At 67.9% G+C, this 26,924-nt stretch carries 26 protein-coding genes; 13 read left to right on the forward strand and 13 right to left on the reverse strand.

From position 1 onward, the window contains the following. The first annotated feature begins 43 nt into the window (after positions 1-43). Positions 44-1,603, forward strand: coding sequence for a methionine--tRNA ligase (metG, locus tag JWS13_RS13290; RefSeq protein WP_206005920.1), 1,560 nt, complete (start codon positions 44-46; stop codon positions 1,601-1,603). A 107-nt stretch (positions 1,604-1,710) separates the two neighbouring features. Then, positions 1,711-2,886 carry a DUF2786 domain-containing protein gene (locus JWS13_RS13295; RefSeq protein WP_241032177.1) on the forward strand — a complete coding sequence of 392 codons (1,176 nt, stop codon included), beginning with the start codon at positions 1,711-1,713 and terminating at the stop codon, positions 2,884-2,886. Positions 2,887-2,893: 7 nt separating this feature from the next. On the opposite strand, the gene rsmI is transcribed toward JWS13_RS13295, so the two are convergent. Beyond that, complete coding sequence (rsmI, locus tag JWS13_RS13300) at positions 2,894-3,724, reverse strand: 16S rRNA (cytidine(1402)-2'-O)-methyltransferase (protein ID WP_124389261.1); 831 nt, start codon at positions 3,722-3,724, stop codon at positions 2,894-2,896. 29 nt (positions 3,725-3,753) lie between these two features. Here rsmI and JWS13_RS13305 point away from each other — a divergent pair, with 29 nt between their 5' ends. Continuing rightward, a complete protein-coding gene (locus tag JWS13_RS13305; RefSeq protein ID WP_206011585.1) occupies positions 3,754-5,307 on the forward strand; it encodes a dolichyl-phosphate-mannose--protein mannosyltransferase in 1,554 nt (517 codons plus the stop codon). Positions 5,308-5,369: 62 nt separating this feature from the next. On the opposite strand, the gene JWS13_RS13310 is transcribed toward JWS13_RS13305, so the two are convergent. The 4 genes from JWS13_RS13310 to JWS13_RS13325 form a co-directional block, all read right to left on the reverse strand. Then, positions 5,370-7,001, reverse strand: a complete 1,632-nt coding sequence (locus tag JWS13_RS13310) for a BCCT family transporter (RefSeq protein ID WP_374710851.1) — start codon at positions 6,999-7,001, stop codon at positions 5,370-5,372. Between the two features lie 90 nt (positions 7,002-7,091). Then, positions 7,092-7,523: a DoxX family protein gene (locus JWS13_RS13315; protein ID WP_206005922.1), complete on the reverse strand. Its 432-nt coding sequence runs from the start codon at positions 7,521-7,523 to the stop codon at positions 7,092-7,094. Between the two features lie 125 nt (positions 7,524-7,648). Further along, positions 7,649-8,023 carry a GntR family transcriptional regulator gene (locus JWS13_RS13320; protein ID WP_005238723.1) on the reverse strand — a complete coding sequence of 125 codons (375 nt, stop codon included), beginning with the start codon at positions 8,021-8,023 and terminating at the stop codon, positions 7,649-7,651. A 58-nt stretch (positions 8,024-8,081) separates the two neighbouring features. Beyond that, the gene (locus JWS13_RS13325; RefSeq protein WP_206005923.1) at positions 8,082-8,765 is read right to left on the reverse strand and encodes an NAD(P)H-binding protein; all 684 of its coding nucleotides are present in this window, start codon (positions 8,763-8,765) and stop codon (positions 8,082-8,084) included. Positions 8,766-8,864: 99 nt separating this feature from the next. On the opposite strand from JWS13_RS13325, the gene arsC reads away from it, so the two are divergent. Further along, positions 8,865-9,212, forward strand: coding sequence for an arsenate reductase (glutaredoxin) (gene arsC, locus JWS13_RS13330; protein ID WP_338050663.1), 348 nt, complete (start codon positions 8,865-8,867; stop codon positions 9,210-9,212). Between the two features lie 68 nt (positions 9,213-9,280). On the opposite strand, the gene arcA is transcribed toward arsC, so the two are convergent. After that, a complete protein-coding gene (gene arcA / locus JWS13_RS13335; RefSeq protein ID WP_206005924.1) occupies positions 9,281-10,498 on the reverse strand; it encodes an arginine deiminase in 1,218 nt (405 codons plus the stop codon). A gap of 107 nt (positions 10,499-10,605) precedes the next feature. On the opposite strand from arcA, the gene JWS13_RS13340 reads away from it, so the two are divergent. Then, entirely contained in the window at positions 10,606-11,136 is a 531-nt protein-coding gene (locus JWS13_RS13340) for a nitrobindin family protein (protein ID WP_206005925.1), read from the forward strand. Positions 11,137-11,178: 42 nt separating this feature from the next. Next, positions 11,179-11,658: a redox-sensitive transcriptional activator SoxR gene (gene soxR / locus JWS13_RS13345; protein ID WP_072941138.1), complete on the forward strand. Its 480-nt coding sequence runs from the start codon at positions 11,179-11,181 to the stop codon at positions 11,656-11,658. 3 nt (positions 11,659-11,661) lie between these two features. Here soxR and JWS13_RS13350 read toward each other — a convergent pair whose 3' ends face one another. Continuing rightward, on the reverse strand, positions 11,662-12,156 hold the full coding sequence (locus tag JWS13_RS13350) for a DUF2505 domain-containing protein (RefSeq protein ID WP_206005926.1): 495 nt from the start codon (positions 12,154-12,156) through the stop codon (positions 11,662-11,664). A gap of 169 nt (positions 12,157-12,325) precedes the next feature. Between JWS13_RS13350 and JWS13_RS13355 the strand changes: the two genes are divergently transcribed. The 3 genes from JWS13_RS13355 to JWS13_RS13365 are packed head-to-tail and all read left to right on the forward strand — an operon-like array spanning position 12,326 to position 17,500. Beyond that, complete coding sequence (locus JWS13_RS13355; protein WP_206005927.1) at positions 12,326-13,780, forward strand: wax ester/triacylglycerol synthase domain-containing protein; 1,455 nt, start codon at positions 12,326-12,328, stop codon at positions 13,778-13,780. A 17-nt stretch (positions 13,781-13,797) separates the two neighbouring features. Next, a complete protein-coding gene (locus tag JWS13_RS13360) occupies positions 13,798-16,056 on the forward strand; it encodes a glycerol-3-phosphate 1-O-acyltransferase (protein WP_206005928.1) in 2,259 nt (752 codons plus the stop codon). Positions 16,057-16,060: 4 nt separating this feature from the next. After that, positions 16,061-17,500, forward strand: coding sequence for an HAD-IB family hydrolase (locus JWS13_RS13365; RefSeq protein WP_206005929.1), 1,440 nt, complete (start codon positions 16,061-16,063; stop codon positions 17,498-17,500). Positions 17,501-17,520: 20 nt separating this feature from the next. Here JWS13_RS13365 and JWS13_RS13370 read toward each other — a convergent pair whose 3' ends face one another. Continuing rightward, entirely contained in the window at positions 17,521-17,817 is a 297-nt protein-coding gene (locus tag JWS13_RS13370) for a hypothetical protein (protein ID WP_206005930.1), read from the reverse strand. A 182-nt stretch (positions 17,818-17,999) separates the two neighbouring features. Here JWS13_RS13370 and JWS13_RS13375 point away from each other — a divergent pair, with 182 nt between their 5' ends. Together JWS13_RS13375 and JWS13_RS13380 are read left to right on the forward strand one after the other, a co-directional pair. Further along, entirely contained in the window at positions 18,000-18,629 is a 630-nt protein-coding gene (locus JWS13_RS13375; RefSeq protein ID WP_206005931.1) for a hypothetical protein, read from the forward strand. A gap of 50 nt (positions 18,630-18,679) precedes the next feature. Then, positions 18,680-20,698, forward strand: a complete 2,019-nt coding sequence (locus JWS13_RS13380) for an ABC transporter ATP-binding protein (RefSeq protein WP_206005932.1) — start codon at positions 18,680-18,682, stop codon at positions 20,696-20,698. 3 nt (positions 20,699-20,701) lie between these two features. On the opposite strand, the gene JWS13_RS13385 is transcribed toward JWS13_RS13380, so the two are convergent. Both JWS13_RS13385 and JWS13_RS13390 read right to left on the reverse strand, forming a co-directional pair. Then, positions 20,702-21,541, reverse strand: coding sequence for an SDR family oxidoreductase (locus tag JWS13_RS13385; RefSeq protein ID WP_206005933.1), 840 nt, complete (start codon positions 21,539-21,541; stop codon positions 20,702-20,704). 140 nt (positions 21,542-21,681) lie between these two features. After that, on the reverse strand, positions 21,682-21,825 hold the full coding sequence (locus JWS13_RS13390) for a hypothetical protein (protein WP_005561362.1): 144 nt from the start codon (positions 21,823-21,825) through the stop codon (positions 21,682-21,684). A 643-nt stretch (positions 21,826-22,468) separates the two neighbouring features. Between JWS13_RS13390 and JWS13_RS13395 the strand changes: the two genes are divergently transcribed. Beyond that, positions 22,469-22,885: a helix-turn-helix domain-containing protein gene (locus JWS13_RS13395; RefSeq protein WP_087559989.1), complete on the forward strand. Its 417-nt coding sequence runs from the start codon at positions 22,469-22,471 to the stop codon at positions 22,883-22,885. A 133-nt stretch (positions 22,886-23,018) separates the two neighbouring features. Then, positions 23,019-24,437 (forward strand): glucose-6-phosphate dehydrogenase, encoded by a 1,419-nt coding sequence (locus tag JWS13_RS13400; protein WP_206005934.1) that lies wholly within the window; start codon positions 23,019-23,021, stop codon positions 24,435-24,437. A gap of 22 nt (positions 24,438-24,459) precedes the next feature. Here JWS13_RS13400 and JWS13_RS13405 read toward each other — a convergent pair whose 3' ends face one another. Genes JWS13_RS13405 through JWS13_RS13415 form a run of 3 tightly spaced genes read right to left on the reverse strand, consistent with a single transcriptional unit; the run spans position 24,460 to position 26,851 of the window. After that, positions 24,460-25,473: a hypothetical protein gene (locus tag JWS13_RS13405; protein ID WP_206005935.1), complete on the reverse strand. Its 1,014-nt coding sequence runs from the start codon at positions 25,471-25,473 to the stop codon at positions 24,460-24,462. Continuing rightward, positions 25,473-25,973: an ImmA/IrrE family metallo-endopeptidase gene (locus JWS13_RS13410; protein WP_206005936.1), complete on the reverse strand. Its 501-nt coding sequence runs from the start codon at positions 25,971-25,973 to the stop codon at positions 25,473-25,475. The genes JWS13_RS13405 and JWS13_RS13410 overlap by 1 nt, the downstream gene beginning before the upstream one ends. Positions 25,974-25,975: 2 nt before the next feature. Beyond that, on the reverse strand, positions 25,976-26,851 hold the full coding sequence (locus JWS13_RS13415; RefSeq protein ID WP_241032581.1) for a cell surface protein: 876 nt from the start codon (positions 26,849-26,851) through the stop codon (positions 25,976-25,978). Between the last annotated feature and the right edge of the window lie 73 nt (positions 26,852-26,924).

Genomic DNA, 26,924 nt, shown 5'->3' on the forward strand with positions numbered 1-26,924 from the left:
TGCGCGTCACGAAACGGCGGCGCGCAGATAGAGTGGTCGCACCATGAATGCTGCTGATTCCACCGCCTCGCGGCCACCTTTCTATCTGACGACGGCGATCGCGTACCCGAACGGCGTCCCGCACATCGGTCACGCCTACGAGTACATCTCCTCCGACGCCCTCGCACGGTTCAAGCGCCTGGACGGGTTCGACGTCTTCTTCATGACGGGAACCGACGAGCACGGTCTGAAGATGCAGCAGACCGCGGTCAAGGAAGGCATCGACGTCCGTGAACTCGCCGCGCGGAACTCGGATGTGTTCGAGGCGATGGACAAGACGCTGAACATCTCCTTCGACCGGTTCATCCGCACCACGGACGCCGACCACGAAGAGGCCAGCAAGGCGATCTGGCAGAAGATGCTCGACAACGGCGACATCTATCTCGACACGTACTCGGGCTGGTATTCGGTCCGCGACGAGGCGTTCTACACCGAGGCCGAGACCACGCTGCAGGAGGACGGTTCGCGACTGTCCACCGAGACGGGCACCCCGGTCGAGTGGACGGAGGAGTCCACCTACTTCTTCAAGCTGTCCGAGTACCAGGACAAGCTGCTGGCCCTCTACGACGAGAACCCCGACTTCATCGCGCCCGCGACGCGCCGCAACGAGATCGTCAGCTTCGTCAAGGGCGGCCTCAAGGACCTGTCGATCTCACGGACGACGTTCGACTGGGGCGTTCCGGTGCCCGACCATCCCGAGCACGTCATGTACGTGTGGGTGGACGCGCTCACCAACTACCTCACCGGCGCCGGATACCCGGACACGGATTCCGAACAGTTCGGCAAGTTCTGGCCGGCGAACCTGCACATCATCGGTAAGGACATCACCCGGTTCCACACCGTGTACTGGCCGGCGTTCCTGATGTCGGCGGGAATCGAGTTGCCGAAGCGGGTCTTCGTGCACGGGTTCCTCTACAACAAGGGCGAGAAGATGTCGAAGTCGGTCGGCAACGTCGTCGACCCCGTCGCCATGGTGGAGCAGTACGGCCTCGACGCCGTGCGCTTCTTCCTGCTCCGCGAGATCTCCTACGGCCAGGACGGCAGCTACAGCCACGAGGCCATCGTGACCCGGATCAACGCCGACCTGGCGAACGAACTCGGCAACCTCGCCCAGCGTTCGCTGTCGATGGTCGCGAAGAACTGCGACGCGCAGGTCCCGACGCCGGGCGAGCTGACCGAGGACGATACGGCGATGCTCGCGCAGGCCGACGCGCTGTTGGAGCGGGTGCGCGCCGAATACGACGTCCAGGCACTGCATCTCGCACTGGAGGCGATCTGGTCGGTGCTCGGCGAGACCAACCGGTACTTCTCCAAGCAGGAGCCCTGGGTGCTGCGGAAGACGGATCCGGCGCGGATGGAGACGGTGCTGTACGTGACGCTCGAGGTGGTCCGGATCGTGGGCGTGCTCGTGCAGCCGGTGATGCCGGGCGCCGCCGAGAAGATCCTGGATCTACTGGGTCAGAAGAGCGACGCACGGCAGTTCAGCGACCTTCCGACGCGCATCGTGGCGGGCACACCGCTGCCTGCTCCGTCGGGCGTGTTCCCTCGCTACGTGGAGGACTGACACGAGCGGGGTCCGTTCTTGTCGGACCCCGCAGGCACACTCTCCCCATGACGCCGACTAGAACATACATTCGATCTCATCACCGTGGATTCGGGAACGGAGCGCGCGTGTTCGACGACGAAGTGAGCCCCCAGGCCGCCGCGGCAGTCCACACCCTGATGGGTGAGTTGTCGGGCGCGTACGAGCGCGGGTGGCAGCCCGCCGACGTCGTACATCTGGCGCGGAGATCGAAGGAGCCGTCCGACGCGGCGCTGGCGGCGGCCCTGGTGCTGCACGAGGCGGAGCGCACCCGCGCCGCGCACCGGGCGCCGCGGGACTGGGTGGAGCAACTGCGCACCATCGGCGAGCAGTACCCGGGCGCGTCCCACCTGGCGGCGCGAATTCCGGTCGACGGTCCCGACGTTCGGGCGCTGGCCGCCGGACTGCTGTTCGAGGACCCGTACCACTCCGTCTACCAGCTGACCGACCTGTCGCTGTCGTGGACGAATCTGCCCGGCTGGACGGTGCTCACTCCCCCGCCGTCGACGTGGCCGGTCGTGCGGGTCGCCGACCTGTCCACGGCGATGCCGGGCGAGGCGGAGGCCGACGCGAAGGTGCTCAACCGGATTCGCGGGCTCCTCGCCAAGGCCGAGGCCACCGATTTCGCGGAGGAGGCGGAGATCTTCACCGCGAAGGCGCAGGAGTTGATGACGCGCTACGCGATCAACGCCGCCCTCCTCCACACCCAGAACGGGGTGGGCAACACCGCGGTGCACAGTCGCCGCATCCACCTGGAGAATCCGTACGTCAAGGAGAAGGTGCACCTTCTCACCGAGATCGGCGACTCCAACCGGGTGCGCACCGTGTGGTTCAGCTCCCTGGCCATCGCGACCGTGGTCGGCACCCCCCTCGACCTCCAGCAGGTCGACATGCTCTTCACCTCACTGCTGGTGCAGGCCACGCGCGCAATGCAATTCGCGGACGCCGACAGTCGCAGCGGTGCGCGCACCACGTCCTTCCGGAAGGGATTCCTGGCGGGCTTCGCCAGCCGCATCGGGCAGCGGTTACGCGACGCCGACAGCCGGGCCACGGCCGACGCCGCCGACGAGGCGTCGATCCCGGTCGCCGACCTGCTGCCGATCCTGGCCACCAAGTCCGAGGCCGTCGACGCCGAGTTCGACCGCCTGTTTCCGCGAACCAAGAAGGCTCGCGGCCGGGCCGTCGACGCCAACGGCTGGTACGCCGGGCAGGCGGCCGCCGACGACGCGTCGCTGGCGCCCGGGGAGCGTGCCCTCCGGCGGTAGCGCCCGTCTAGTCCTTCCGGGACGCCAGCACCGTTTCGTACAGTTCCCGCTTCGAGACGCCGGTGGTGGCGACGAGCGCGCACGCGTCCTTGAGCCGGGTGCCGTCGGCGACCAGTCGCTCCACCTCGTCGACGAGGTCGGCGGGGTCGGACGCGACGAGGGTGGCGCCCTCCACCACGACGGTGATCTCGCCGCGGACCCCCTCGGCGGCCCACTCGGCGAGTTCGGCGAGGGTGCCGCGGCGCACCTCCTCGTACGTCTTGGTCAGCTCCCGGCAGACGGCGGCGCGGCGGGTGCCGCCGAGCACGTCGGCGGCGTCCGCGAGGCAGTCGGCGAGCCGGTGCGGGGCCTCGAAGAACACGCAGGCGCGTTGCTCGGTGACCAGGGCCTGCAACCACGTCTTGCGCTGACCCTGTTTGCGGGGCGGGAAGCCGTCGAAGCAGAACCGTTCGACGGGCAGCCCGGACAGCGCGAGCGCCGTCGTCACCGCCGACGGTCCGGGCAGGCACGTCACCGCCAGATCCTCGGCCACGCACGCCGACACCAGCCGGTACCCGGGGTCGCTGACCGACGGCATGCCGGCGTCGGTGACGAGGAGGACGGTCTTGCCGGACGCGACGTCGGCGACGAGGGCGGGCAGCCGGGCCGTCTCGACCTGGTCGTAGAAGCTGACGACCTTGCCGGTGATCGTCACGTCGAGCGCGGAGGCGAGGGCCTTGGTGCGGCGGGTGTCCTCGGCGGCGACGACGTCGGCCGTCCCGAGCGCCGTACGCAGCCTCGGCGAGGCGTCACCCACGTCCCCCATCGGTGTTGCGGCGAGCACTAGGCGACCAGTCATGACCCACAGCCTACGATTGCGGCGTGACGATGCTGACGGACGAGCGACCGACGCCCTCCGCACGACAGCCGTCCCTGGTCGGACCGGCGCCCCTCGTGCCGCCCCCCGACTTCGGTCCCGTCGACCGCGCGCGCGGCTGGGTGGTGACCCTGTTCGTCGCGGCGATCGCGGCGATCACCCGGTTCACGATGCTCGGTTACCCGACCGACGCGGGCACTCCCGTGTTCGACGAGAAGCACTACGCGCCGCAGGGCTGGCAGGTGCTCACCGGCGGCTGGCTCGAGGACAACCCCGGCTACGGGCTGGTGGTGCATCCGCCGATCGGGAAACAGCTGATCGCGATGGGCGAGGCCATCTTCGGCTACAACGGCTGGGGCTGGCGGTTCGCCTCGGCCATGGCGGGCACGATTCTGGTTCTGCTGGTGATCCGGATCGTCCGCCGGCTCACGCGGTCCACTCTGATCGGCGGTCTCGCCGGGATCCTGCTGGTCGCGGACGGGGTGACGTTCGTCTCGTCCCGGCTCGGCATGCTCGACATCTTCCTGGCGCTGTTCGCGGTGGCGGCGCTCGGCTGCCTGATCGTGGACCGCGACCAGGTCCGCGAGCGGATGGCCCGGGTGTACGCCGAGGGCCGGATCGGCGACAGCGAGTGGGGTCCGCGGCTCGGTGCGCGCTGGTGGCGGTTCGGCGCCGGGATCATGCTGGGTCTGGCGTGCGGCACCAAATGGTCGGGCGTCTACTTCATCGTGTTCTTCGGGCTGCTCAGCGTCGCCTTCGATGTGGCGGCCCGGCGCGCCTACGGGGTGCGCCGCCCGTGGTTCGGCGCCGGCGTCCGCGACGTCGGCCCCGCGCTGTACGCGCTCGTCGTCGTGCCGCTGTTCGTGTACCTCGCCAGCTACTGGGCGTGGTTCGCCAGCGAGACCGGTGTGGACCGGCATGCCGTGGGCAACGAGATCGGGACCGGCGGCACGTGGTCGTTCGTGCCGGCAGCGCTGCGGTCGCTGTGGTACTACAGCGGCAACGTCCTCCAGTTTCACGCGGGCCTCACCAATTCGGCGGGCAATCATCACCCGTGGGAGTCGAAGCCGTGGACGTGGCCGATGGGTCTGCGTCCGATGCTGTACTACTTCGCCGAGGGCGATCACGTCACCGGCTGCGGGGCGTCGAGTTGCGTCAAGGCCGTCATGCTCATCGGGACGCCCGCCATGTGGTGGCTGGCACTGCCGATGCTCGCGTGGGCCCTGTGGCAGTCCGTGGTGCGGAAGGACTGGCGGTACGCCACCGTCCTCACCGGCTACGGCGCCGCGTTCCTGCCGTGGCTCACCACCCTGGACCGCCAGATGTACTACTTCTACGCGGTGGCGCTGGCGCCGTTCATGGTGATGGGTTTCGCGCTGGTGCTGGGTGACGTCCTGGGAAGCGCGCGGGCGTCGTTCGAGCGCCGCACCACCGGCCTGCTCGCCGTCTGCCTGTATGTGGGGCTCGTGGTCGCCAACTTCATCTGGTTGTGGCCGATCCTCACCGCCGTCCCGATCACCCCGGAGACGTGGCAGCACCAGCTGTGGCTGCCCAGCTGGCGCTGACGCCGTAGACGAGTCGAGCCGTCCGGGTCCCGTGGGACCCGGACGGCTCGCAGACTGTTCCTCTAGCGGGACGAGATCCGGTCGCGACGACGCTTCGCCGCCACTCTCCGCATCTCCCTCCGCATTTCCCGGCCGTCGACGATCATCTGGTCCCGGGACAGATCCTTGTACAGCGAGAAGCACAACCCGATCATCACGATGACGAACGGAGCCGCGGCGATGATCGTCATCGTCTGCAGTCCGTCCAGTGCGGTGTCGCCGCCGGTCCACAGGATCAGCGCGGCCACGCCACCGGTGAGCACACCCCAGAACACGACCACCCAGCGCTGCGGTTCCAGCGAACCGCGCTGCGACAGGGTGCCCATCACCATCGAGGCGGCGTCTGCGCCGGAGACGAAGAAGATCCCGACGAGGACCATCACCAGGACGGTCGTGATGCCGGTGAGCGGCAGGTGGTTGAGCATCCCGAACAGCTGCCCCTCCTGGGTGTCCTGCCCGGCGAGGTCGATTCCGTCACGCTGCTCGTTGATTCCCGCACCGCCGAAGATCGCGAACCACACGAGGCTCACGGCGCTCGGCACCACGATCACGCCGACCACGAACTGCCGGATGGTGCGGCCGCGGCTGATGCGGGCCAGGAACATGCCGACGAACGGGGTCCAGGAGATCCACCACGCCCAGTAGAAGATGGTCCACGACGACAACCATTCGCCGGTCGCCGGATCGGACGACGCGCCGGTGCGGGCCGACATCTGCGCGAGCTGCGCGGCGTAGGCGCCGATCGTCGTGGGCAGCAGGTTGAGGATCAGGACCGTCGGTCCGACGACGAACACGAACAGCGCCAGGACGACGGCGAGCACCATGTTGGTGTTGGAGAGCCACTGGATTCCCTTGGCGACACCCGACACGGCGGAGGCCACGAACGCGAGGGTCAGCAGGGCGACGATCGCGACCAGCAGGAACGTGCTGACCTCCGACATCCACCCGACGACCTGGAATCCGGAACCGATCTGCAGTGCGCCGAGACCCAGCGAAGCGGCAGTGCCGAACAGTGTCGCGAAGATCGCGAGGACGTCGATGAACTTGCCGATCGGCCCCTCGGCGCGACGGCCGAGCAGCGGGATGAACGCGGAGCTGAACAACTGCTTGCGACCCTTGCGGTACGAGCCGTACGCGATCGACAGTCCGACCACCGCGTACATCGCCCAGGGGTGCAGGCTCCAGTGGAACATGGTGGTGGCCATCGCAGTTCCGATGCCACCGCTGGAACCCGGAGGGGGTGTCACGTAGTGCGCGAGCGGTTCGGCGACACCGAAGAACATCAGTCCGATGCCCATTCCGGCACTGAACATCATCGCGATCCAGCTGACGGTCCGGAACTCGGGCTTCTCGCCGTCCTTGCCGAGCGGAATGTGCCCGAACTTGCTGAACGCGAGCCACAGTGAGAAGAGGACGAACCCGGACGCCGACAGGACGAACAACCAGCCCATGTCGGTGACCAGCCAGTCGAGCGCCTTACCCGTCGTGGTGTCGAGATTGTCGGGGGCCACGAGCCCCCAGACGACGATTGCCGACACCGCGGCGGCGGCGGCCGAGAACACGACGTGATCGGTGCGAACACCGACCCGTTTGAGCCCTCCGCCGACGGCCGCGTCAGCGGTGTCGGAACCTTGATCAGGCAGATCAGTATTCATTGCCATGAACAACTACGTTGGTCATTTTCGATGGTAAAAGCAAGCTAGCCCACCGCTTCACACCGAATCGAGACCCACCGAACGGTATCGTTACGCTGCGGTTTTGCCCCATCCCGAGCCTCTTCCGAGGAGCCCGTCGATGCTGAGGCGTCCGGCACCGATCACAGCGAGAAGCAGCGACCCGGCGCCGAGTGCGACGACGAGTTCGTACCCGCCGTTCGCGACGAAGACGCCCTTGTCCGCGTGCACCAGAATCAGCGCCCCGAGCATGTCGAAAAACAGCAGGATTCCGGCGATCGGTGTGGCGACGCCCACGATGAGAGCAAATCCACCCGCGAGTTCGACAGTGGCGGCCGCAACAGCCGAGATGTCGGGCCGCGGGACGCCCATGTCGGCGAACGACGCCTGGGTGGCCTTCACTCCGTAGTCGAAGAACTTCTGCCAGCCGTGCGCGACGAAGATCACGCCGAGCCCGATCCGGGCGATCAGTAGTGCGAAGTCACGGAAGAGTGCAGAAGCCATACCGAGCGTCTACCTTTCTGGGGTCACACCGTCTGGGGTCACACCGTCTGGGGTCACACCGTCTGGGGTCACACCGTCTGGGGTCACACCGTCTGGGGTCACACCTTCTGGATGCGGCGCCGTCCTCATTCGGCGCCGCGGAGAGCGGACTGCACGAAGCCGAGGATCTCCTCGTCGGACACCCCCAGCTTCCGCAGTTCCTGCACATACCCTGTTGCGGCCTTCTCGGCTCCGGCGCGTATGGGGTCACCGCCGCTCGCGATGAACGTGCCCTGCTTGCCCCGGGTTTCGATGACACCCTGCTCGCCGAGTTCCCGGTACGCCTTGGCGACCGTGTTCGGTGCGAGGCCGACCTCGACGGCGAGTGCGCGGACCGTGGGGATCTTCGTTCCCGCGATCAACTGCCCGCTGCGGACCTGCTCGATGATCTGTAATCGCAACTGGTCGAACGGGGCGGTCGACGAATCGGGGTCGATGTCGATGTCCACGGCCGGCGCCACCTCCGTTGTTCCACGCGTTGTATCAGACCGTAGTTGCGCGGTTGCGGCGCCGCAACGGTTACAGCGCGGCGACGGCGTCCTCGATCGGCGTCGGACCGGACGTCAGCATCAGCGTCTTCTTCGCCGTGTTCGGGTGGTCCAGGAGTGCCGCGACCACCGCTGCGACGTCGGCGCGCGTGACGGTGCCGCGTTCGAGGGGCGGCGCGGTGAGCGTGATGTGGCCGGTCGGGTCGTCGTCGAGGAGACCGCCCGGACGGAGAATCGTCCAGTCGAGGTGGGTGCGGGCGCGCAGATCTTCCTCGGCGGCCGTCTTCGCGACCAGGTAGGCGGCGAACACGTCGTCGGTGCCCTCGGGGATCGGCTCACCCGCCCCGAACGAACCGATCTGAACGAATCTCTTCGTCCCCGCCTTCTCGGCGGCATCGGCGAGCAGGACCGCGGCCCCGCGGTCGACGGTGTCCTTCCGCGCGATTCCGCTGCCCGGGCCGGCACCGGCCGCGAACACCGCGGCGTCCGCACCGGCGAGGGTCTTCGCGACTTCGTCCGCGGTCGCCGTCTCCAGATCGATCACCACCGGTTCGGCGCCGAGCGCCGCCACCTCGTGCTCGTGGTCGGGGTTGCGGATCAACGCGACCGCACGGTCACCGCGGGCGGTGAGAATCTTGATGAGGTGACGGGCGATCTTCCCGTGTCCACCCGCGATGACGATGCGCTGCGGAGTCGCGTCCCTGTGCTCGACCATGATCGATCTCTCCCTCTTTCGTCGACTAGTCACGAGTTACTACCCCCGGTTCAGCGCTCGGTGCGGGCGCATTTGTTCCCCGGGTGCAGAATGTCGGATATGGCGAACACCGCGACCATCTACCACAACCAGCGCTGCAGCACGTCCCGCACCGTCCTCGGACTGATCCGGGACGCGGGCATCGAGCCGACCGTCGTGAAGTACCTCGAGACCCCGCCCTCGCGGGACGGATTGCGCAAACTTCTCGACGACGCAGGCCTGAAGCCGAGCGAGGCGATCCGCAAGAAGGAGGCCGTGTTCAAGGAACTCGGGCTCGCCGAGGCGTCCGAGGACGAACTGCTGGAAGCGATGGTGGACAACCCCATCCTCATCGAGCGACCGATCGTCGTGACGGACAAGGGCACCGTCCTCGCCCGCCCGGCCGCGAAGGTCAGCGACATCCTGTAGGCGCTTCGCGCCCGTGCGTGGTTAGGGAGTCCAGAGACTCGTCAACCACGCACGGGCGGCGGAGCCGCCTACAGCGGGTCGCGGGCCACCGGGCAGGACATGCAGCGAGGACCGCCGCGGCCCGAACCGAGTTCGGAACCGGCGATCCGCAGTACCTCGATGCCCGACGCCTCGAGCCGGGCGTTGGTCTCGACGTTCCGCTCGTAGGCGACGACGACGCCGGGTGCGAGTGCGAGCGTGTTGTTTCCGTCGTCCCACTGTTCGCGTTCGGCGGTGACATTGTCGAGTCCGGTATCGATGACGCGCAGCTTGCCGATGCCCATGGCCTCTGCGGCGGCGGCGAGGAACGGGTCGGCGCCGCGGATCGACACGCCCTTGTCCTCGCGGTGAATGGTGAACGCCGACAGCGTGTCCTGGATGACCGGGTACATCACGACGGCGTCGTGGTCGACCATCGTGCACACGGTGTCGAGGTGCATCGACGCCCGGGCCTGCGCGATGGGCACCACCAGCACGGTGTGCGCCAGTTCGTCCTCGAAGACGCTGCGCGCCAACGCCTCGGCACCGGCCGGTGTGGTGCGCTCCCCCACTCCGACAGCGACGACACCCGGTGCCAGGAGCAGGACGTCGCCGCCTTCGACGGGGGCCGTGTGGGATTCGTAGGCGCGCCGGGCGCCGCGGAAACGCGGGTGGTGGGCGTAGATGATGTCGGTGAGGGATGTTTCGCGGACGCGGGCGGGCAGTGCCAGCGACGTGATCGCGACACGCGGTCCGATCCAGAACGACGAGTCCCGGGTGAACAGCAGGTTGGGCAGCGGGTCGATGACGAAGTCGCCGCCGTGGTGCATGCGACGGACCAGCGACGCCGTGTTCGCGGCGACGGGCAGTTCGTCGAACGTCATGCCTGCGGTGAGGATGGTGGAGAGTTCGGGGGCCGGGACGCGGCGGAGGTGCGCGGCGAGTTCCTGCGCCAGCGTGTGGCCGAGTTTGCGGGGGTCGACGGCCGCGCCGATGCCCTGGATGCGGGCGGCCCCGCTGGCGCCGAGTGTCTCGCTGAGCAGGTCGGACAGCAGCAGGACCTCGACGCCGCGGCTGCGCAGGAGGTCCGCGAACGCGTCGTGCTCCTCCTGCGCGCGGTCGACCCAGGGCAGTCCGTCGAACAGCAGTTGGTCGTTGTTGCGGGGTGTCAGCCGCTTCAGTTCGTCCCCGGGCCGGTGCAGGAGGACGGCACGCAGCTGCCCGACTTCGGAGTTGGCCCCCAGCGGTGCAGAACCCGACGCGTTCATGTCTAGACGGTAATGCCGGCGGGCCCGGCAGGCACGCTCAAACGCTCCGCCGCCGACCGTGTCCCTCGGCCCCGCAGGCGAGTACCGTGAAGCGGCGGAGGTATCTCATGGACGAGAACTCGACTCTCTCGCCGGCGCACACGGATGCGACGGCGAGTTCGTCTGCGACCGCACCACCGGTTCGGTCCGTCCCGCCCGCCCTGGCGCCGTTCGCCGGTCTGTGGCGCGGCGAGGGCGAGGGCGCGTATCCGACGATCGACGACTTCGCGTACACGGAGGAGATCGAATTCGCTCCCAGTGGTAAACCGTTCCTGGCGTACCGGTCTCGGACGTGGGAGGCGGGCACCGGGCGGCCGTTGCACTCGGAGTCCGGGTTTCTGCGGCTCGTCGCCGAGGACGAGGCGGAATTGCTCGTCGCCCAGCCGACCGGGTTCACCGAGATCCACCGCGGTCAGATCCGGGAGGGCATCATCGAGTTGTCGATGGTGGCGCTGAGCGCGTCCCCGGACGCCAAACCGGTGCACAGCATCCGGCGGCAGTTGTCGGTGCGCGGCGGCGACCTCACCTACGACCTGTGGATGGCGCACGACCTGACTCCGCTCACGCACCACCTCCACGGTCATCTCCGCCGCGACTGACCTCGAGTATTGTTCAGGTAACCCGGTGAAAGGTTGCCTGTCGTGGAGATGCCCGAGTGGAGAGCGAAGGAACTGACGCCGGGACAGCTGTCGGAGCGCAGTGGCGTCGCGGTGTCGGCGTTGCATTTCTACGAGCGCGAGGGGCTGATCACCAGCAGGCGGACGTCCGGCAATCAGCGTCGGTATCGCCGGGACACGCTGCGGCGGGTCGCGTTCATCCGCATCGCCCAGCGGGTCGGGATTCCGCTGGCCGAGATCCGGGACGCCCTCGCGACCCTCCCCGAGGGCCGCACCCCGAACCGGAAGGACTGGGAGAAGCTGTCGACGCGGTGGCACGCGGATCTGGATCAGCGGATCGAGCAGTTGATCCGGCTCCGCGACAACCTGACCGGCTGCATCGGCTGCGGGTGCCTGTCGCTGGGGAGTTGCGCGATCGTCAACAGCCACGACCGGCTGGGCACGGCGGGACCGGGTGCCCGCACGCTGGACGTCGAACTGGACGGCCCCGCGCCCGGGGCGTGAGCGTCAGCTGTCGCCGAGCCACTTCTCGATCGCGTCGCGGTCCTGCCCGATCATGTCGCCGATCAGCTTCCTGACGAGGGATTCGATCTGTCCCCCGACGAGCGGGATCTTGACCTGCACCGTTCCGGAGACGTCGAGGACGGTGACGTCGCCCGACGCGCGGAGCACCGACGTGCAGTCGATCTTGACGGGGATCCCGGTGGAGCTGCCGCTGATCCTGCCGTCGGCACGGTCGCCGTCGAGTGCGCCCCATTCGTCGGCCCGCTCGACCTTCAGTTCACCGGAGACGACCTTGCGCACCAGCCCGGGGAGGGAGGATGCGCCGATGGTGTCGCGCATCGTCGCCGTCAGCGTGCCGGGGCCGCGGCTGTCGTCGAGGGTGAGCTTCTCCGGCGCCTCCTCGAACCGGTGCTGCCAGAACGCCCGGTCCGTCACCGTCCCGTGCACGCGGTCGATCGGGTACGCGATCTGTTCGGAGTAGTCGAAGCTTTTCGCCATGACGGCAGCCTACGACAACCCCGTGCGTGGCGAAGGAGTCCAGGGACTCGCCAGCCGCGCACGGGCGCGGAGCGCGAATCCGCCGGAACCAGGGACGCGATCTGCGGGGCGGGTCCACACTGGAAAAGCAGCAGCTGAGGGCAACTCGAGCAACCGAATGAGGGTGGGCATGGCCGACGGCGAACCTCTGATACCACCGAGTGCCGTCGACGTGGATTTCTCCGACGTCGCCTGGGGAGCGGACCGCACGATGTCCGACTTCGAGACCGGGATGTGGCGGATGGAGGAGGTGCAGCCGAAGCTGCGCTCACCGATCGTCGCGGTCGACGTCCTCGACAAGCCGCCGGACTGGGAGCGGCTCGTGCGCGCCCACGAATGGGCGTCGCACATGGTGCCGCGCATCCGGATGCGGGTGGTGGAGCCGACGCTGCGGCTGGGCAACCCGATGTGGTCGGTCGACCCCGAGTTCGATCTCGACTATCACCTGTCGCGGGTGCGGCTGCCGGAGCCCGCGACGTTCGACCACGCGCTGCGGATGTGCAGGCACATGGCAACGGAGCCGTTCGACCGCGCCCGGCCGCCGTGGAGCGCGATGCTCATCGAGGGGCTCGACGACGGCCGCGCCGTCTACGTCGTGAAGACGCACCACAGCATCACAGACGGTCTCGGCGGCATCCAGTTGATGACGCTGCTGCACAGCAGGCGCCCCGAACCGACACCGGACAAACCGGATCGGCCTGCGCCGTTGCCGGAGCAGATGTCGGGTGGCGGCGCCCTGTTCGAGCAGGCGCTCGACAACGTGCGCAGCGCCCCCGGCCGTCTCGGCGGCCTGATCCGCGGCGCGGTGCGGACGGCGATGACCGTCGTCGGCGACCCGGTGGGCAGTGTCACGGAGGTCGCCGGTTACGCGAACTCGATCCGCAGGGTGGTGACCCCTCCCCCGACCACGGGTTCGGACCTACTGCGCGACCGGGGGCTCGGACGCTGGTTCGGGGTGCTCGAGGTGAGTGTCGACGAACTGCGTTCCGCCGCCCACGTCGCGGGCGGGTCGTTGAACGACGCGTACGTGGCGGCGCTGCTGGGCGGGTTCCGCCGCTATCACGAATCGTTCGGCCACGACCTGGAGACGATTCCGGTGGGGATGCCGGTGAGCATGCGTTCGGCGTCGGATCCGACCGGCGGCAACCGGTTCGCGGCGGCCCGATTCGCCGGACCGGTCGGTGAGCGCGACCCGATCGCGCGGATCAAGAAGGTACGCACAATCATTCTCGGGTTGCGCCAGGAACCGGCACTCGGCCTGCTCGACTCCGCCGCCCCGATCCTGGTCCGGATCCCGACGGTGGTGCTGGCCAACTGGTATCTCTCGCAGTCGACGGGCCTCGACCTGCAGGCCAGCAACGTCGCGGGCGTGCCCGTGCCCGTGTATCTGGCGGGTGCCCGGATCGAGCGGATGTTTCCGTTCGGCCCCGCCCCCGGCTGCGCGGTCATGGCAACTCTGGTCTCCCACGTCGGCACGTGTTGCATCGGTGTCAATCTCGACACCGCCGCCGTGACCGAACCGGCGCGGTTCATGTCGTGCCTGCAGGAGAGTCTCGACGAGATCGTCGAACTCGGCCGCGGGTGAAAGGAAAGGCTGGCGCGATGGACGAGCAGACGACACGGCCACGGGTATATCTCATCGAGACGATGAGCGAGATGGAGGACGACGTTCTCCGCACGTGGCTGGAGCGGCAGGCGAACGACTCGGGTCAGCCGCCGCCCACCGTCCGCGTCACCGATCAGGCCCTCGCCGATCTGGCACGCCGGAAGGACGACCCGCTGCTCACCCCGCTCCGGGTGGTGTGGCTGCCGAAGGAGACCCATCCGGACGGCGCGCAGCGATTCCGGGAGACGCTGTCGCTGCGCGATCCGCTGCACCCGGGCCAGAACATGCAGCGCCGGGTGATGCGCGACGACCCGGCCCGGTGCCAGGTCCTGGAGGGCGACCCGGCCCCGCTCAGCGACCTCGAACGGCGGCTCGCCGAGAACGGCGGCGGGTCGCTTCCGGATTTCATCCGCCGCCAGGCGGCACTGACCCTGGAGCGGGCCGAGCGCACGGTGCTGGGCACGCAGTACAAGGTGTCGAGGTTCGTCGTCGACGAGATCACCGACGCCAGTCGGTACCACGACGGCACCCACGAACTGTCGGCCCAGTTGAATCTCCCCGTCGCCGAGGTGGATCGCCGTGCCCGCGGGGCGCTGGACGAGATGGTCGCCGCTCAGAGCCGGCGAGCCATCGCGCTGTGGGATCAGTTGGGCCGCTACTTCTCCCGCGCGTACCGTCTCGACGTCGACACCACCCGGCTCGACCAACTGCGGGAGCTGAACAAGGAACATTCCCTGGTGTTCCTGCCCAGCCACCGCTCGTACCTCGACCCGCTGGTGCTGCGGCCGGCGCTGATCGCGAACGACCTTCCGCTCAACCACGTGATGGGCGGGCTGAACATCAACTTCTGGCCGATCGGGCCGATCGGCAAGCGCAGCGGCACCGTGTTCATCCGCCGGAAGATCGAGGGCGACGAGATCTACAAGTGGACGCTCCGCGAGTACATGCGCTACCTGCTCACGAAGCGGTTCAACCTCGAGTGGTACATCGAGGGCGGGCGGAGCCGGACAGGCAAACTGCGGCCGCCGCGGTTCGGCCTGCTGAACTATCTCGCGAAAGCGTTCCGGGACAGCGGGATGTCCGACGTGTACCTCGTCCCGGTGTCGCTGACCTACGACCAGTTGTACGAGGTCGGCGCGATGGCGGCGGAGGCGCACGGCCAGGCGAAGAGCAAGGAGAGTCTGCGCTGGCTCTTCGGATACGTTCGGGCGCAAGGTCAACGGCACGGCGTCGCGCACGTCAACGTCGGCAGGCCGATGTCGCTGGCGGACTACCTCGGCCAGGAGGACGACCTGCGGCTCGCTGTGCAGAAGACGGCGTTCGAGGTGTGTCACCGCATCAACGAGGTCACCCCCGTCACGGCGTCGTCACTCGTCATGCTCGCGTTCCTCGGCATCGAGGACCGGGCGCTCACCGTCGCCGAGGTCGGCGGCATCCTCGGACCGCTCGTCGACTACATCACGGCGCGCTCGCTGCCCACCGCGGGCGACGTGGATCTGACGGATCCGAAGGTGATCCGCAAGGCCGTGCGCACCCATCTCGACTCCGGGGTCCTGAAGAGTTTCGACCAGGGCAGCGAGCGGGTGTTCTACCTCGGGCGCGATCAGCATCTCGTGGCAGCGTTCTACCGCAACAACACCATTCACTTCCTGGTGATGCGGGCGATCGCGGAGATGGTGCTGCGCGCCGCCGTCGATCAGCAGTTCACCGACCCACTCGAGGACGGATGGAATGCGGCGCTCCGCATCCGCGACCTCCTCAAGTTCGAATTCTTCTTCAGCGAAAAAGACAGTTTCCGGAAGGAACTGCGCGCCGAACTGGACCTGATCGACCCGGCCTGGGAGTCGAACCTCGGTGACCCCCAGCATGCGGCGAACCTGTTGTCCGGGATGCGCATTCACCTGGCGCACCGGGTTCTGCAGCCGTTCCTGGAGGCGTACGCGGTGGTCGCGGCTCAGTTGCTGCGCACCCCCGTGGACCGGAAGTTCGACGAGAAGGCATTCATGACGGCGTGCCTCGCGCTCGCCGAGCAGCGACGACTCCGGCAGCAGATCGGGAGCAGCGAGTCAATTTCGGCCGAACTCTTCACGACTGCACTCAAGCTGGCGCGGAACCGGGGCCTGGTCGAACCGAACGCCGAGAACATGGCGGCCCGGCGGGTCGAGTTCGAGGCCGAACTCCAAACCCTGATCGACCAGGTGCTCCGCATCCGGGCCATCGCACACGAGAATCTCGACCAGATGGGTGGTAGGTGAGTAGATGAGCGATCTCCGCAGTCTCCACGACGACATCGCGGCCGCCGTCCCCGGTCCGGCTACCCTCGCGGCGTTCGACCTGGACGGCACGTTGATCAGCGGGTACTCCGCGAGCGTCGTCTACCGGGACCGCCTGCGGCGCTTCGACATCAGTGTGGCCGAACTTCTCCGCACCACCAACGCCGCGGTGGAGACCCGCTTCCGGGGCGCCGACGTCGGCAACCTGATGCGCATCGGGGTGGAGAGCCTGGCCGGACGCATGGAGGACGAGATGCAGGAGTGGGGGCAGCGGCTGTTCCGGCAGGAGATCGCGAGGATGATCTTCTCGGAGGTCCGCGGCCTGCTCGCCGCGCACCGGCACGCCGGCCACCGGGTGGTGATGGCCACGTCCGCCACCCCGTATCAGGCGTTGTCGGTGGCCGCCGACCTCGACATCGAACCCGAGGACGTGCTGTGCACCCGGCCCGCGATCCTGGACGGGATGCTCACCGGGAAGCTCGAATCGGCACCACTGTGGGGACCGGCGAAAGCCGAGGCACTGCGCGAGTACGCCGTCAAGCACGACGCCGATCTGGGTGACAGCTTCGCGTACTCCAACGGCGCGGAGGATATTCCGATGCTGAAGTCGGTGGGACATCCGGTGGCGCTGAACCCCGACCGCAAGCTGGCGGCCACCGCGCGGCAGAACGGGTGGCCGTCGGTGAATCTGCGACCTCCCGAGAGCGGCGCCGACCCGATGTCCATCGCCCGCACCACCACCGCGATAGGCGCGCTGATGGGCGCCGCGGCGTTCGGCGTCTCCGCGGGCCTGCTCACCCAGAACCGGCAGACCGGCGCCAACCTGGTCGGCAGCTTCGGACCGGATCTCGCGCTCGCGATCTGCGGCATCAACGTGCGCATCAAGGGCAGGGAGAACGCGTGGTCGGCGAGGCCCGCGGTCTTCATGTTCAACCACCAGAGTTCGCTCGACATGCTGGTGATCGGCAGCGTCATCCGGCGCGACGTCACCGGCGTCGCGAAGAAGGAGGCCGCGCGCGACCCCCGGTTCATTCCCGTGGGTGCCCTCCTCGACGTCGCCTACATCGACCGGTCGGACAGCACCAAGGCGCGGGCGGCCCTCCGCCCGGCCGTGGACAAACTGCAGTCCGGCATCTCGATCGCGATCGCCCCCGAGGGCACCCGATCACCGACCCCGCGTCTCGGCAAGTTCAAGAAGGGCGGATTCCACCTGGCCATGCAGGCGGGGGTGCCGATCGTGCCGATCGTCATCCACAACGCCGGCGAACGGATGTGGCGGAACTCGCTCGTCGCGCACCCCGGCACCGTCGACGTCGACGTCCTCACGCCCGTGCCGACCGACGATTGGGACCTCGCGGATCTCGACCGGCACGTCGACGAGGTGCGCACGCTGTTCGAGGACTGCCTGCACGGCGGGCACCGCTGAGAAATTCTTCGAAGAAAGTTCTACGTTCCGGCCCTCACACTGCCGGTGAAGAAGAACGGCGCGGACGTGCCGAAGCAGAACACGGTCACGTTGGATCCCTTGGTGAAACCACCGATTGGTCCCACACCGGCTTTGAGTCCGAAGTTCGAATCCAGCCCGAAGCAGTTCCAGCTTTCCCCGCTCGGTACATTGACGACGATCCCACCAGTGACGCCCGTGCTGAGCGTGGGTGCTGCCGTCGCCGTTCCTGCTCCGACGAGCATCACCGGGGCTATGACGGCCGAAGCGATTGCGGTGCGGAGTGCGATCTTGTTCATTGTGCTCACCTTCGATTCACAGAGTCCCCGACCTTCACCTTCGGAGAGTCCCGACCTACTACGCATATCGTTCCGACCCCCTCGAAAAGTTTCACAACCTGCGTAGTCGACTACGCGCGACGGGTCGCGGGCCGTGCGGGAGAGTCGAGGTACACCGGTGGAGCGTCGATTGGAGCGGGACGATGAGCGAGACCAAGAGCGCCGAACCTCTCGACCGAATAGCTGTGCGGCGTCACCAATTTCGGCTCAGCATGCTCGTCGCCACGATGGCCGTCGCCGGTACCCTGATCGGTTCCGTGGCCGGAGGGGTGTTCACGCTGCTGAACACGTCGAATCAGGTGGAGGCAACGGTGAACCAGTCCTCGAACGAGTTCCTGCGAACGCAGCGGCAGCAGATCTATTCGGAGTTCCTCACCGCGGCCAACGAGGTGTGCACCACCGCGAGTTCCGTGTCGGTGGCGTTCGACAACTTCGACGGCCCCGACCTCTCGGGCGTGATGCTCGAAATCCTCGGGCCACTACCGCGGCAAAATATCGTGCTCGGCTCGAAGTTCGCGGCGGTGGAGTTGATCGGATCCGAGGCGGTAGTGGAATCGGCACGGCGAATGGTGGTCGAGTATCTGGCCGGCGCCGAGACGATCGGCTGGCTGAGCAACGACTTCGCGGCAGATGATGTCGTGTCGGCGGACGCCCTGTCCACGCGCCAGCAGCAGTTCGCCGACCACTTCCAGTCCGGGAAGAGTGCCCAGGAAGACTTCCTCGCCGCAGTGCGGGGCGAGCTCGGCATCCCCGGGCACGGTGACCGGCCGTAACCGGACCGAATCGGCTCGCCAGGGCTCCGCTCGGTGGGCACGATGGGGAGATGTCCGCGACCGGTCCCGTATCCACACAGCAGGCGCCCGAGCCTTCGCTGCTCCCCCGCATCTGGGCGCTCCTGCGCCCCTACCGCGGGTGGCTGGCACTCGTCGCGGCCGCGATCGTCGTCTCTTCGCTGCTCGGCATCGTGAATCCCTTCCTCACGAAAGCCGTGTTCGACCGCGCACTGTTCCCCACCGACGGCAGCGGCGTGCATCTGACGCTGCTGCTGTGGCTGGTGGTGGCCATGATCGTGGTGACGCTGGCGGGTTCGGTGATCGGCGTCGGTCAGAGTTACCTCACCACCAAGGTCGGCAACCTGTCGATGGCGGATCTGCGGGAACGCCTGTTCGCCCATCTCGAAAAGATGGAACTGGCCTTCTTCACCTCCACCAAGACCGGCTCGATCCAATCGCGTCTGGCCAACGACGTCGGAGGGGTGCGGTCCGTCCTCACATCCACGGCGTCGAGCATCCTCTCGAACGTCGTCACCGTCACGGCGTCGCTCGTCGCGATGCTGCTGCTGTCGTGGCAGTTGACGCTGCTCGCGGTGGCGTTGCTCCCCGGTTTCGTCTACCTGCAGCGGCGGGTCGGCGCCCGGCGGCGGGTTCTGGCGCGCAAGACTCAGGAGTCGTTGTCGGACATGACCGCGATCACCGAGGAAGCGCTGAGCGTGTCGGGTGTGCTGCTGACGAAGGTGTTCAACCAGGCCGACACCGAACTCGACCGGTATCGGACCGAGAACGCCCGGCAGACGGAACTTCAGGTGCGCCAAGCCATGACGGGGCAGGGCTTCTTCGCCGTCGTGAGCTCGTTCATGGCGATCACGCCCGCCCTCGTCTACCTGCTGGCCGGGTATCTCGTCAGCGGCGGGTCCGCGGCGCTCTCGGCGGGCACGCTCGTCGCGTTCTCGACGCTGCAGGCCAGGTTGCTGCAACCGTTGGTCTCGCTGATGCGGGTCACCCTCGACGTCCAGACGTCGATGGCGTTGTTCCGCCGCATCTTCGAGTACCTCGACCTGCAACCCGCGATCGTGAACCGGCCGGACGCCGTCGAACTGCCCGCGGACTCCCCCGGGCGGGTGGAACTGGACGACGTGTATTTCGCGTACCCCGCGCCCGTGCGCCTGGCCACCGCGGATCCCGACCCGGTGGCTCTGCGCAGCCTGGGCCGCGGCGGTGGGGGCGGCGGCATGCGCGGCGTCACGACCGTCGCGTCTCGGTTCCCGGCCGCGGCGGCACCCGACACCGCACCGGCGGAACGTCGCAGCAGGCGCTGGGCGGTCGCGGGCACGTCACTGGAGATCGAACCCGGTCAGCTCGCCGCGTTCGTCGGACCGTCCGGCGCAGGCAAGACCACGCTCTGCTACCTCGTGCCGCGCCTGTACGAGGTGGATAGCGGCGCCGTCCTCGTCGACGGCCACGACGTGCGCGATTTGACCATGAGTTCACTCGCCGAGGCGGTCGGAATGGTCACCCAGGACCCGTACCTGTTCCACGCCTCGATCGCCGACAACCTTCGGTACGCCAAACCGGACGCGGCGGATACCGAATTGCAGGCGGCCGCCGCGGCCGCCAACATCCACGACCGCATCCTCGGATTCGACGACGGCTACGACACCCTGGTCGGGGAAAGAGGATTCCGCCTCTCCGGCGGCGAGAAGCAACGCCTGGCCATCGCCCGGGTGCTGCTGAAGAATCCTCGCGTGCTGATCCTCGACGAGGCGACGTCCGCGCTCGACACGGTCTCCGAGCGACTCGTCCAGCGCGCCCTCGGCGAGGTGATGCGCGGACGCACCACCCTCGCGATCGCCCACCGGCTGTCCACGATTCAGCACGCCGACGTGATCTTCGTGATCGACGAAGGAACGTTGATCGAGCGCGGCACGCACACCGAACTCCTTGCGCGGCAAGGGTTGTACGCGCGCCTCCACGCCGAGCAGTTCGGCGCCGGGCAGGTCGAGTGCCGGTGCACGGACGGCGTCCGATTCACCGACGGCACCGTGCTCCGCGCCGGCGAGGCGTAGCCGCTACAGGAATTTGCTGAACTGGTCGTTCGCCCGCTGCATCACGAAGTCGTACGGCGGCGAGAACTTGCGGGCCCACCAGTAGCCGAACCGGATGTCCGGCGACGTGTACACCAGGTACCGGTCCTTCTTGACGCCGGCGATGATGCAGGACGCCACCTTTTCGGGCGTGACGGCCCGCTTCTCGAAGCGGTGGATCGCCTTCCGGATGCGCGGATCGTCGCGGTCGACACCTGCGATCTCGACGGTGCCCACCAGCGGTGTCTTGACCGCGCCGGGAACCACGAGGCTCACGCCGATGCCGTGCCGTTTGAGGTCGAACCGCAGAACCTCCGAGACTCCGCGGAGCCCGAATTTGCTTGCGCTGTACGCCGCATGCCACGGAAGCGCCAGGAGACCGGCGGCAGAAGAGACGTTGACCAGGTGACCGCCGCGTCCCGCCCGCACCATCCGAGGCACGAAACTCTCGATGATGTGGATCGGACCCATCAGATTGACGTCCACCATGGACTTCCAGTGACGGTGTTCGAGATTCTCGACCGTCCCCCACGCGGAGATGCCGGCGACGTTCATCACGACGTCGAGGCTGCCGAACTGTTCGTGGACGTCGGCGGCGAATGCGGTAACCGCGTCGTAGTCGGACACGTCGAGCGCACGCGAGAAACTCACGGTGCCCCCACCGCTGCCGACCTGCTCGACCGTCTGCGCCAGGCCGATTTCGTTGATGTCGGTGAGGAACAGTTCGGCGCCCTCCGCCGCGGCAGCCAGGGCGGTTGCCTGCCCGATTCCGCTACCTGCACCCGTGATCAGGCACTTCTTGCCGTCCAGCGTCTTGATCGCCATAGCCGTGTGCGCCCCCGTCGTCACCGATCCGTGTCGGCTGGAAGTCTACGCACGCAATCTGATTGCGCGCACGCAACTGCGGCGGCGCAATTGCCCGGAAGAGACGCGAACCGGCCCGCGGCGGGCCGGTTCGTGACGGTTCACAACCGCTGGGTCATTTCTTCCTGATAAGTACGAATCGTCCTCTCGATCCCATTGGCGTCGTCGTCGTTTCCTCGGTGCCGGGCGTCGTCGGCGCGCTCGCGCAGAACTCGAATCGCCTTCCGAAGCTCGGCGTCACTCATTCTGTGTTCCATATCACAATCATCCCTGACGGCTTCGGATTTGACCAGACTCGGAGGTCTGCCGCGGCTGCAGAACCCCACCTGATCTGGACTATCGTCCAGATTGCCGAGGTGGGGCCGCCAGTCATTCGCGGCGGCCGAGAGCCGGATCGACGGCGCGCGGCCCGCCGCCCGTGCAGAAGGCACCGGTTCACAGTAGTGTTCACCAAGCCCCGCGGGCCGCGAGCGACCTCTGGTCGTTGCGATGCGCAACGCAACACTTCGGCCCTGAACAGGGGCGATGGGCACTTCCGCCTCACGGCGCACACCCCTGCGACAGTGCCAGCAAACTCTCAGTGATTGAAACGGCAACCATGCGGCCACACCCTCGACCGCGGATGCCGACGTGAGCACATCCCAGCCCGCACCGACGCCACCCTTGAACTTTCAACGGTAGAACGTGCGTGACGAGCACAGAGAGCGCCCGAAAAGCCGACGATTCCCGAGCGGGCGGCGCGCGATGATTGAAACATATATGAGATAAACCTCGCTCGAACGAACGAGGTTTTGCCTCTATGTCCGTGAGTTATCAATCGGTTATCATCGTGGTACGGTGTCGTTCACACGACTGACGCGCGCACGAGAGAGGACCCGGCGGCTCACAATGGCAGATTTTGCTGCGCGGTTGAACAAGCTTTTCGACACGGTCCACCCTCCGGGACGTAAACCGCATACCAACGCCGAGGTCGCGGCGGCGCTGATCGAGGACGGGCATCAGATCTCGAAGCCCTACATCTCCCAGCTCCGATCGGGACAACGCACCAATCCCTCCGACGAGACGGTCGCGGCATTCGCCCGCTTCTTCAAGGTGAAGCCCGACTACTTCTTCAACGACATCTACGCCGCGAAGATCGACCACGATCTCGAGCTTCTCTCGCAACTCCAGGGATACGGACTCCGCAAGCTCTCCAGCCGCGCGTTCGACCTCTCCGAAGAATCGCAGAATCTGCTCACGACGATGGCCGAGAAACTCCGCGCCAGCGAGGGGTTGCCGGAGGTTCCGCCGGACGCGTCCCGCTGACGACGAGAGCCGTTGGGCGGCAACGAGTTCGCGGGAGATCGCTTCGGAGATCCATGTAGGACTCACGGACGCGGGCCCGACGACACCGCCGGATTGCCCTGCCCGGCGTGCCTCGGTGGCGCATGATGGAGCAATGGTTGACAGACCGCAGCTCGGTCCCACGATCTTCGTCCTCTTCGGTGCCACCGGAGATCTGTCCAAACGCATGGTCCTCCCCGCCTTCTTCCAGCTCGCCCTGTCGGGGCTTCTGAACTCCGAGTGGATGCTGATCGGCACCGGGCGCGGCAACGTCTCCGACGATCAGTTCCGCGACCACGTGCACGACGTCGTGAACCAGTTCGGAGTGCCGCACGACGACGCCGACTGGGAACCGTTCGCCCGGCGGCTGAGATTCGCCGGCGGCGGGTTCACTCCCGACAACCCGGGATCACTCCCCACGGCCGTGCAGCAGGCGCGGCAGGACCTCGGCGCGGCCGATGCACAGTTGGTGCACTACCTGGCGCTGCCGCCGAGCACGTTCGCCGAGACCACCCGTGCGCTCGGCGCTCACGATCTGGCCCGCGGCGCACGCGTCGTGTACGAGAAGCCGTTCGGGACTTCCCAGGAGGCGTTCACCGAACTCGACCAAGCCGTGCACCACGTCCTCGACGAGAAGCAGATCTATCGGATCGACCACTTCCTCGGCAAGGAGAGCACCCAGAACCTGCACATCCTGCGCTTCGCCAACGGGATGATCGAGGGCGTCTGGAACCGGGAACACGTCGAGCAGATACAGATCGACGTGCCCGAGACACTCGACATCGACGACCGCGCCCGGTTCTACGACGCCACCGGCGCCGTCCTGGACATGCTGGTGACGCATCTGTTCCAGGTCGCCGCCGAGATCGCGATGGAACCGCCGGAGACGTTGGACGCCGACGATCTCCAATCGGCCCGGGAATCCGTGATCGGGACGTTCCGTCCCCTCGATACCGCCGACGTGGTGCTCGGCCAATACGAGGGGTACCGCGACGTCGAGGGCGTCGCGGACGATTCCACGACGGAGACGTTCGTCGCCGCCCGGTTGTGGGTCGACACGGACCGCTGGCGGGGAGTGCCCTTCCTCCTCCGCACCGGAAAGATGCTGGGCGTCAGCAAGCAGCGGGTCAGCCTGGTCTTCCGCAGTCCGCAGGGCCCACTCACCGACATTCCACCGGACGGCGCAGTCCTGACCTTCGATCTGAAGGGCGACGGCGAGATCGACATCGCCATGGTCGTCAAGGAACCCGGCCCCGACGACAGCCTGTCGGTGGGCCACCTGGGGCTGCCCCTCGACACGGTGCCACTCGGCCACGCCCTCGCACCCTATTCGCGGCTCATCCTCGACGTCCTGCACGGCGACCGGTCGCTTTTCACGCGCCCCGACGGCCTGGCCCACGTCTGGACCGTCGCCGACGCGCTCCTGCGTGACCCTCCCACGGCCAAGCCGTACCCCGCCGGATCCATGGGACCGCCCGAGGCCGAGGACCTCGCCGCGCCCTGCGGGTGGCTCGTCACCGGTTCGCCGGACTGACCGGCGTCACGGGCCGCTCCGCCTAGTCCGCGGCCGAATCCGCGGTGTCCGCCCGCGCGGGAGCCGGGGCCGACGTGCCGAACTCGGTGTACGCATCCGCGAGTTCGAGGACCCATCGGCGCGGCGACATGCCCTGAGGCGGCGCGATCCATTCGGTGTCGAGGACGTCCGAGGCGACCGGGTCGTGGATCCAGCGCGCGAGAATCTGGGCGCGCTCGGCCGTCGATTCCGGAAGTTTCGGTTCGTCCGCGTCGAGCATGCCGGCGCCCGCCTGCAGGTACAGCGCGTCCATGACATGGGCGACGGCGTCGGAGGCGCGGAGGACGGTCGTGCTGCCCTTGCCGTCGCCCTCGACCACTTCGGGGAACCGGGTGACGAGCACCGAATGCAGAGTGTCCGTGCGGCGCAGGTCCTGCCGTGCGCGCAGCCAGGTTTCGACGAGCACCCAGACGGTGCCGACCGACACGATCACGGCCGCGACGGTGTACGCAGGCGAGGAGCCGACGATCCACCTCTGCCCCGACAGCTCACGCACCAGTCCCACGACGGCTGCCACGAGGACCGTCGCGGATCCGACGACGATCAGCGAGATTCCCCGGCCGAGCGGGGTCCACGCGACGTGCCTGCCGCCGGTCACGACCACCGCGGTCAGCGCGATCACGATGAACACGAGCGCGGGAACGGGAACTCCACCGGCAAGCCCGATTCCGAGCACGAGGGCGACGGTGTAGACGATCACGGCAACCGCACGCAGCGCCGGACGCGGGAGTATCGGCCACACGGAGACCGCGCCGACCGCGCTCGCGGCGGCGAACAGCGTCCATGCCAGTTCGAGGACGATCTCCGACAGGCCGGCCGTCGGGGCCAGGGTGTCGAGTCGACCGGCGACGTCCGGAACGGCCAGCGTCGACGCGATTGCCGCGCTGGACACAGCCACCACCATCGCCACCCGCAGCGGCGTCGGCTGACGCGCGGCGACCCGGCCGATCCGGGCACCCGCCGCCGTCCACACGACCAGCGCAATCAGCCAGCCCATCAGCCGATCGCCTCGTCGTACCGGAGCACGGACACGGGAGTACCGCGCCCCTGCATCGTCTTCAAGCGGATGAGCAGCATCGACGCGAACGTCTCGGCCTCCCACTCGGCCACCTCGTCGGACGGCTGTTCTTCTCCCCGCCGTCGCGACCGCTGGCTGAGCATGTAGGCGATCAGATCGTCGCCGGCCTCGAGGGTCGCGGCCACGATCTCTGCGCCTTCGTGCCGAAACACGATGTGACCCAACTCGTGCGCGAGCGTGCGGTCGAGGTCCGGGAGGCCCGGCGCCAGCACGATCACGTCCCGGTCCGGGTAGGCACGTCGCTGGCCGCAGACCCCGGGTGCCATCGGCTTCGTGAAATCGAGTTCGATGGAACGCTGCCGTTCACGGGCCACCGCGTCCACCACGTGCCGGAGCGTCACTGCCTCGGCTCTGGCCGCCGCGTCACACACCGCGTCCACGGCCGCCGCCACCCGACGATGAGATCTGTTCGCCCCCACGACTACACCCCTCCATTCGAAGCGGGCGGGAAGAATTCCGCCCGAGCGGCCGCGATGCGCGCCTGTTGTGCGCGAGCACCCTTGAAGGTCAGCGCACCCGCTCCGCCGGCGCAGCACAGCAGCACGCCGACCCCACCGAGAACGGTGATCGCGGGCAACGGCTCACTGTGGACCACCGGAACCATTCCCGGCGGCGCGGCATCCGGATCGCCCTGGGCAGGCGCCTGCGCGCCGGGCGCCCGAGCGTCGCTACCGGGCGTCTCCCCCGCGGGCCGGTCCTGTGGCGCGGAATCCGTGGAATCGCTCGCACCCGGGCCTGCCGCGGCGCCGGGACCGGACCCTCCTGCCGAGGCTCCCCCGGACGCCGGGGGCGCGGCCGGACTCTCCGCGCCCGGGGCGGCAGCAGCGTCGGAACCTACGTCTCCGGAACCCACGTCACCGGAATCGTCGCCTCCGGACGTGTCCGGGCGCAGGACCTTCGGTTCGGCCGGGGGCGGCAACTGGATCGGACGGGGCGGAGCGACCACGGCGCGGGACGTCGAAGGGCTCGACGTTTCCGTGGGTTCGACGGTCTCGGACGGTTCCGTGGTCCCGGACGGCTCCCCGGTCTCGGACGGCTTGGTGGGCTCGGCCGTCTCGGATGGCTTGGTGGGCTCGGCCGTCTCGCTGGGTTCCTGTGTCTCGCTGGGCTCTCCGCCACCGCATCCGCGCCGGCTCTCGCACGGTGGATGGGGATGATCGGGCTTGCCGCCGCCGGGAGACCCGGTGGAACCGCCTTCGCAGCGGCCGCCGTCGCATTCGTGGTACTGGGGGCCCGCGACGGCGTCGGACGGGAACGCCGACACAGTGATCCAGGCGAGCCCGGACAAGAAGGCCACAGCCAACCCGACCACGGTCAGCCTTCGCAAGACACGACGCGCGCTCACCATGCACCCCCCTCGTATTCACGAC

It is taken from the genome of Rhodococcus pseudokoreensis, from assembly GCF_017068395.1.
Taxonomy (GTDB): domain Bacteria; phylum Actinomycetota; class Actinomycetes; order Mycobacteriales; family Mycobacteriaceae; genus Rhodococcus_F; species Rhodococcus_F pseudokoreensis.

Excerpts from the sequence above, each read along its gene's own strand:
- metG (WP_206005920.1), top strand. The coding sequence starts at position 44 with ATGAATGCTGCTGATTCCACCGCCTCGCGGCCACCTTTCTATCTGACG.
- rsmI (WP_124389261.1), bottom strand. The coding sequence starts at position 3,724 with ATGACTGGTCGCCTAGTGCTCGCCGCAACACCGATGGGGGACGTGGGT.
- JWS13_RS13305 (WP_206011585.1), top strand. The coding sequence starts at position 3,754 with ATGCTGACGGACGAGCGACCGACGCCCTCCGCACGACAGCCGTCCCTG.
- JWS13_RS13310 (WP_374710851.1), bottom strand. The coding sequence starts at position 7,001 with ATGAATACTGATCTGCCTGATCAAGGTTCCGACACCGCTGACGCGGCC.
- JWS13_RS13315 (WP_206005922.1), bottom strand. The coding sequence starts at position 7,523 with ATGGCTTCTGCACTCTTCCGTGACTTCGCACTACTGATCGCCCGGATC.
- JWS13_RS13325 (WP_206005923.1), bottom strand. The coding sequence starts at position 8,765 with ATGGTCGAGCACAGGGACGCGACTCCGCAGCGCATCGTCATCGCGGGT.
- arsC (WP_338050663.1), top strand. The coding sequence starts at position 8,865 with ATGGCGAACACCGCGACCATCTACCACAACCAGCGCTGCAGCACGTCC.
- arcA (WP_206005924.1), bottom strand. The coding sequence starts at position 10,498 with ATGAACGCGTCGGGTTCTGCACCGCTGGGGGCCAACTCCGAAGTCGGG.
- JWS13_RS13340 (WP_206005925.1), top strand. The coding sequence starts at position 10,606 with ATGGACGAGAACTCGACTCTCTCGCCGGCGCACACGGATGCGACGGCG.
- JWS13_RS13350 (WP_206005926.1), bottom strand. The coding sequence starts at position 12,156 with ATGGCGAAAAGCTTCGACTACTCCGAACAGATCGCGTACCCGATCGAC.
- JWS13_RS13355 (WP_206005927.1), top strand. The coding sequence starts at position 12,326 with ATGGCCGACGGCGAACCTCTGATACCACCGAGTGCCGTCGACGTGGAT.
- JWS13_RS13360 (WP_206005928.1), top strand. The coding sequence starts at position 13,798 with ATGGACGAGCAGACGACACGGCCACGGGTATATCTCATCGAGACGATG.
- JWS13_RS13365 (WP_206005929.1), top strand. The coding sequence starts at position 16,061 with ATGAGCGATCTCCGCAGTCTCCACGACGACATCGCGGCCGCCGTCCCC.
- JWS13_RS13370 (WP_206005930.1), bottom strand. The coding sequence starts at position 17,817 with ATGAACAAGATCGCACTCCGCACCGCAATCGCTTCGGCCGTCATAGCC.
- JWS13_RS13375 (WP_206005931.1), top strand. The coding sequence starts at position 18,000 with ATGAGCGAGACCAAGAGCGCCGAACCTCTCGACCGAATAGCTGTGCGG.
- JWS13_RS13380 (WP_206005932.1), top strand. The coding sequence starts at position 18,680 with ATGTCCGCGACCGGTCCCGTATCCACACAGCAGGCGCCCGAGCCTTCG.
- JWS13_RS13385 (WP_206005933.1), bottom strand. The coding sequence starts at position 21,541 with ATGGCGATCAAGACGCTGGACGGCAAGAAGTGCCTGATCACGGGTGCA.
- JWS13_RS13390 (WP_005561362.1), bottom strand. The coding sequence starts at position 21,825 with ATGAGTGACGCCGAGCTTCGGAAGGCGATTCGAGTTCTGCGCGAGCGC.
- JWS13_RS13395 (WP_087559989.1), top strand. The coding sequence starts at position 22,469 with ATGGCAGATTTTGCTGCGCGGTTGAACAAGCTTTTCGACACGGTCCAC.
- JWS13_RS13400 (WP_206005934.1), top strand. The coding sequence starts at position 23,019 with ATGGTTGACAGACCGCAGCTCGGTCCCACGATCTTCGTCCTCTTCGGT.
- JWS13_RS13405 (WP_206005935.1), bottom strand. The coding sequence starts at position 25,473 with ATGGGCTGGCTGATTGCGCTGGTCGTGTGGACGGCGGCGGGTGCCCGG.